This window comes from Streptomyces sp. NPDC059455 (assembly GCF_042750115.1).
GTDB lineage: Bacteria > Actinomycetota > Actinomycetes > Streptomycetales > Streptomycetaceae > Streptomyces > Streptomyces endocoffeicus.
In genome coordinates, this window is record NZ_JBHYVB010000040.1 from 64,032 (window position 1) to 69,599 (window position 5,568).

General features: G+C 69.7%; 2 protein-coding genes and 1 tRNA gene. 1 reads left to right on the plus strand and 2 read right to left on the minus strand.

Annotated features, from left to right (window positions below):
* Window positions 1–70: 70 nt before the first annotated feature.
* Window positions 71–145 (minus strand) — tRNA-Asp (locus tag ACFXB5_RS17035).
* Between the two features lie 137 nt (window positions 146–282).
* Window positions 283–4,209 carry an ATP-dependent RNA helicase HrpA gene (gene hrpA / locus ACFXB5_RS17040; RefSeq protein ID WP_385208184.1) on the minus strand — a complete coding sequence of 1,309 codons (3,927 nt, stop codon included), beginning with the start codon at window positions 4,207–4,209 and terminating at the stop codon, window positions 283–285.
* A gap of 109 nt (window positions 4,210–4,318) precedes the next feature.
* Here hrpA and ACFXB5_RS17045 point away from each other — a divergent pair, with 109 nt between their 5' ends.
* Window positions 4,319–5,386, plus strand: coding sequence for an ABC transporter permease (locus ACFXB5_RS17045; RefSeq protein ID WP_385208187.1), 1,068 nt, complete (start codon window positions 4,319–4,321; stop codon window positions 5,384–5,386).
* Window positions 5,387–5,568: the final 182 nt, after the last annotated feature.

A 5,568-nucleotide genomic window follows, 5' to 3' on the forward strand; every position in this document is an offset into this window, starting at 1 on the left:
GCTGTGTGCGCGAGGCCCCGCCTGCTCCCCTGCTTAGGACACCCCCTGCCCCCCCCCCCTTCCGGGTAAGCGGTCCTGACGGGATTTGAACCCGCGGCCTCCACCTTGACAGGGTGGCGAGCACTCCAAACTGCTCCACAGGACCAACAGTGACGCTTGCGGCTCAGCCGCCGTGCGCCGCGCTGTGTGCGCTGCGATGCAGACTCTACAGCAGGTCAGGGGGTGCGGTCGAACTCGCGCCCGGCGGGGCCCCGGCGGGCCGCCGGAGCCCCCGGGACACCCTTAAGGCGCCGCCGCGTCGATGGCCTTGACGATGCGCTTGTCGGACACCGGATAGGCCGTGCCGAGGGCGTGCGCGAAGTAGCTGACCCGCAGCTCCTCGATCATCCAGCGGACCTCCAGCGCCTCCTGGGGCACCGGGCGCCCCTGCGGGAACTGCTCCAGCAGCCAGGCGTACTCGTCCCGCATCTCCCGCACCTTCGCCATCCGGGCGCGGTCCCGGTCGGCGTTGCCCGGAAGCTGCTGGAGCCGCCGGTCCACGGCCACCAGATAGCGCATGAGGTCCGGAAGCCGCCGTACGCCGTGGGCGGTCACGAAACCGGGCGTGATGAGCTCCGAGAGCTGCTCCCTGATGTCCGTGAGCGACGTCAGCAGCACCGGGCTGCGGGTGGCCTTCAGCCGCCGCTCGCACGACTGCCAGGCCGCCAGCACCTCCTGGACCTTGCGCACGGTGTCCAGCGTGGCGTCCATGATGTCGCCGCGGACGGCGTCGAAGAGCTTGCGGAACGATTCCTCGTCCCAGGCCGGGCCGCCACGGGCCGCGATCAGCCGGTCGGCCGCCGCGGCCACACAGTCGTCGAACAGCGCCTGCACACTGCCGTGCGGGCTGCTGGAGAGCGCCAGCTTGGCCTGGTTGGAGAGCTTGCCCTGGACGAACTTCGCCGGGTTGGACGGCAGCTGGAGCAGGATAAGCCGGCGCGTCCCCCGCCACATGGCCTCCCGCTGCTCGGCCTCGGTGTCGAAGAGCCGTACGGCCACCGAGGAGCCCTCGTCGACGAGCGCCGGATACGCCTTGATCGGCTGGCCGCCGCGGCGCGTCTCGAAGGTGCGCGGCAGCGTGCCGACCGTCCACCGGGTCAGCCCGCCGCGCTGCTCGATCCCCACGGCCTCCTTGGAGGACTCGAACGCCTTGGAGATCGCGGCCCGCGTCTTCGGCCGCAGCCGCTGCCCCAGCGCCTCCAGGTCCTTGTCCTCGGCCAGCTTGCGGCGCCGCTCGTCCACCACCCGGAAGGTGATCTTCAGGTGGTCGGGGACCTTCGTCAGGTCCCAGTCCTCCGGCTCGATCCGTACGCCCACCATCCGCTGGAGCTCCCGCCCCAGCGCCGCCGTCAGCGGCTCCTGGAGGGGGACAGCGCTTTCCAGGAACCGCTTGGCGTAGTTCGGCGCCGGGACGTAGTGCCGGCGGACCGGCTTGGGCAGCGAGCGGATCAGCTCGGTGACCAGATCCTCGCGCAGCCCCGGGATCTGCCAGTCGAAGCCGTCCGGGGTGACCTGGTTGAGCACCTGGAGCGGGATGTGGACGGTCACACCGTCCGCGTCCGCCCCCGGCTCGAACTGATAGGTCACCTTGAACTTGAGCTTCCCCTGGCGCCAGGAGTCCGGATAGGAGTCCTTGGTGACGCCCTGCGCCCGCTCGTTGATGAGCATCGACTTCTCGAAGTTGAGAAGCTCCGGCTCCTCGCGCCGCTTGTGCTTCCACCACGAGTCGAAGTGGGCGCCGGAGACCACATGCTCGGGGATCCGCTGGTCGTAGAAGTCGAAGAGCGTCTCGTCGTCCACGAGGATGTCGCGGCGCCGGGCGCGGTGCTCCAGCTCCTCGACCTCGCCCAGCAGCTTGCGGTTGTCGTGGAAGAACTGGTGGTGGGTGCGCCAGTCGCCCTCCACCAGGGCGTTGCGGATGAACAGGTCGCGGCTGGTCTCGGGGTCGATCCGGCCGTAGTTGACCTTCCGCTGGGCGACGATCGGCACCCCGTAGAGCGTGACCCGCTCATACGCCATCACCGCGGCCTGCTTCTGCTCCCAGTGCGGTTCGCTGTAGGTGCGCTTGACCAGGTGCTCGGCGAGCGGCTCGATCCACTCCGGCTCGATCTTCGCGTTGACCCGCGCCCACAGCCGGGACGTCTCCACCAGCTCCGCCGACATCACCCACCGCGGCGGCTTCTTGAACAGCGCCGAGCCGGGGAAGACCGCGAACTTGGCGCTGCGCGCGCCCACGTACTCGTTCTTCTCGGTGTCCTTGAGACCGACGTGCGACAGCAGCCCGGCCAGCAGCGAGGTATGCACGTGGTCCGGCGCCGCGTCCTGCTCGGACATGTGGATGTCCATGGTCTTGGCGACCGTGCGCAGCTGGCTGTAGATGTCCTGCCATTCGCGTATGCGCAGGTAGTTGAGGTACTCATTGCGGCACATCCGGCGGAAGGCGGAGGAGGACAGCTCCTTCTGCCGCTCCCGGACGTACTTCCACAGATTGAGGAAGGCCAGGAAGTCGCTGGACTCGTCCTTGAAGCGGGCGTGCTGCTGATCCGCCTGCTGCTGCTTGTCCGAGGGGCGCTCGCGCGGGTCCTGGATGGACAGCGCCGCCGCGATCACCATGACCTCACGGACGCACCCGTTGCGATCCGCCTCCAGCACCATCCGGGCCAGCCGCGGGTCCACCGGCAGCTGGGCCAGCTTCCGGCCGACCTGGGTGAGCCGCTTGCGCGGGTCCTTCTGCTTGCTGTCCAGGGCGTGCAGCTCCTCAAGGAGCTGGACGCCGTCCTTGATGTTGCGGCGGTCCGGCGGGTCGATGAAGGGGAACTTCTCGATGTCGCCGAGGCCGGCGGCGGTCATCTGGAGGATGACGGAGGCCAGGTTGGTCCGCAGGATCTCGGCGTCGGTGAACTCCGGGCGGGTGACGAAGTCGTCCTCGGAGTACAGCCGGATACAGATGCCGTCGCTGGTCCGGCCGCAGCGGCCCTTGCGCTGATTGGCGCTGGCCTGGGAGATCGGCTCGATGGGCAGCCGCTGGACCTTGGTGCGATGGCTGTAGCGGGAGATCCGGGCGGTGCCCGGGTCGATCACATAGCGGATGCCGGGGACGGTCAGCGAGGTCTCCGCCACGTTCGTCGCCAGCACGATCCGGCGGCCGGTGTGTCTCTGGAAGACCCGGTGCTGCTCGGCGTGCGACAGCCGCGCGTACAGCGGGAGCACCTCGGTGACCGGGAGCTTCTTCTTGTTCAGCGCGTCGGCGGTGTCGCGGATCTCCCGCTCGCCGGAGAGGAAGACCAGGATGTCGCCCGGACCCTCGGCCTGGAGCTCGTCGACCGCGTCGCAGATCGCGGTGATCTGGTCGCGGTCGCTGTCCTCGCCGCCCTCCTCGAGCAGCGGGCGGTAGCGCACCTCGACCGGATACGTACGCCCGCTGACCTCGACGATCGGCGCGTCGCCGAAATGGCGGGAGAAGCGCTCCGGGTCGATCGTGGCGGAGGTGATCACGACCTTGAGGTCGGGGCGGCGGGGCAGCAGTTGGGCCAGATAGCCGAGCAGGAAGTCGATGTTGAGGCTGCGCTCATGGGCCTCGTCGATGATGATCGTGTCGTACTGGCGCAGCTCGCGGTCGGTCTGGATCTCGGCGAGCAGAATGCCGTCGGTCATCAGCTTGACGTGGGTGTCCTGACCCACCTGATCGGTGAAGCGGACCTTCCAGCCGACGGACTCGCCGAGCGGCGAGCGCATCTCCTCGGCGATGCGCTCGGCCACGGTGCGGGCCGCGATCCGGCGTGGCTGCGTATGGCCGATGAGGCCCTTGACGCCGCGCCCCAGCTCCAGACAGATCTTCGGAATCTGGGTGGTCTTCCCGGAGCCGGTCTCACCCGCGACGATCACCACCTGGTGATCCCGGACGGCCTCGAGGATCGCGTCCCTCTTCTGGCTGACCGGCAGCTCTTCCGGATAGGTGATGGCCGGCACCGCGGCACGGCGGTCCGTGACCCGCAGCTCGGCACGCGTCATCTCCTCGGCGATCTCGCCGAGGACGGCCGCACGGGCCTCGGGTTTACGGATCCGGCGCGCACCGTCGAGTCGGCGTCCCAGCCGCTGCTGGTCGCGCAGCATCAGCTCGGGCAGCCGCTCCAGCAGGGCGGGCAGGGCGGGGGCAGGCGTGGTGGACATACGGATCCAAGGATCTCACCTCCGGAAAACGGCTGGCGAACCATTTCCGTCCGCGCCGTGTTGCGCGATATGTGCGATATGTACGGGCTCATCGCTTTAGCGTGATCTCATGGCCGATGACCTGGCGCAGCGCCCCGACCCCGAGCCCGAACGCCGATCACCGCGATGGGGGTGGAGGGCCTTCAAGCGGTCCCCCTACTTCCCCGCGACCGTCATCGTGCTGATCATCTCCGCGGGCGCCGGACTCTTCGCGGGCTCGTACACCTACGCCTTCGCGAACCCGACGCCCCGGAACGTCCCCACCGCCGTCGTGGCCCCCGATCACGGCGCCGCCCCGCTGAACCGGTTCCTCGCCGGGATGGAGCAGGCCCTCAACGCCTCTCTCCGGCTGCATCCCTACCCCAGCTACGCCAAGGCCCGCTGGTCCCTGGAGGAGCAGCGGGTCTTCGCCGTCCTCCAGGTGCGCGGCCGCGGCGTGCGGATGGATGTGGCGAGCGCGGCCGGGGCGACCGTCGCCCAGGTGCTCGGCCAGGCCGCGGGCAAGGTTCGCCGGGTATCCGGGGTGCCGGTCACGGTCAAGGACGTGAAACCGCTGCAGCCCGGCGATCCACGCGGCCTCGCGGTCTTCTACATCTCCCTGGCCGCCACGATCATCGGCTTCCTCGGCGCCATCCAGCTCAGCGTGAACGCCGCCGAACTCAACCCGGCCGAACGGATCGCCTTCATGATCGCGTACGCCCTGCTCGGCGGGTTCACGATCGCGGTGATCGTCGACCAGGGGCTGGGCGCGCTCCGGCTCCCCTTCCCGGAGTCCTGGGCGATCCTGGCGCTGACGATGTTCACCTCGGGGCTGGTGTTCTCCATGTTCAACGTCCTCTTCGGGCGCTGGGCACTCATCCCCACCTGGGGTCTGATGGTGCTCCTCGGCAACCCCTCCTCCGGCGGCGCCGTCTCCTGGCCCCTGCTGCCCTCCCTCCTAGGCGCCGTCGGCCGCTGGCTCCCGCCGGGCGCCTCGGTCAACGCCCAGCACACCGCGATCTACTTCCGCGCCCACCAGCACGCCTTTCCGTTCCTGGTGCTGGTGGCCTGGTGTCTGCTGTCCGCCGCGGTCTTCTGGACCTGGCGCCACCGCCACCCGGGCGGACGGCCGCCGAGGGCGACGCCGACGCGGTGCTGAACCTCCCGGCCCTTCCCGCAGTATCGATATGCGGCTCCGCCGCATGGTGGGCCCCGGACCGGGGCTTCGCCCCTTCCCGCGGCATCGATACGCGGCTCCGCCGCATGGTGGGCGCTCCGCCCCGGTCCCGGACCGGGGCTTCGCCTCTACCCGCGGCATCGATATGCGGCTCCGCCGCATGG

Excerpts from the sequence above, each read along its gene's own strand:
- hrpA (WP_385208184.1), bottom strand. The coding sequence starts at position 4,209 with ATGTCCACCACGCCTGCCCCCGCCCTGCCCGCCCTGCTGGAGCGGCTG.
- ACFXB5_RS17045 (WP_385208187.1), top strand. The coding sequence starts at position 4,319 with ATGGCCGATGACCTGGCGCAGCGCCCCGACCCCGAGCCCGAACGCCGA.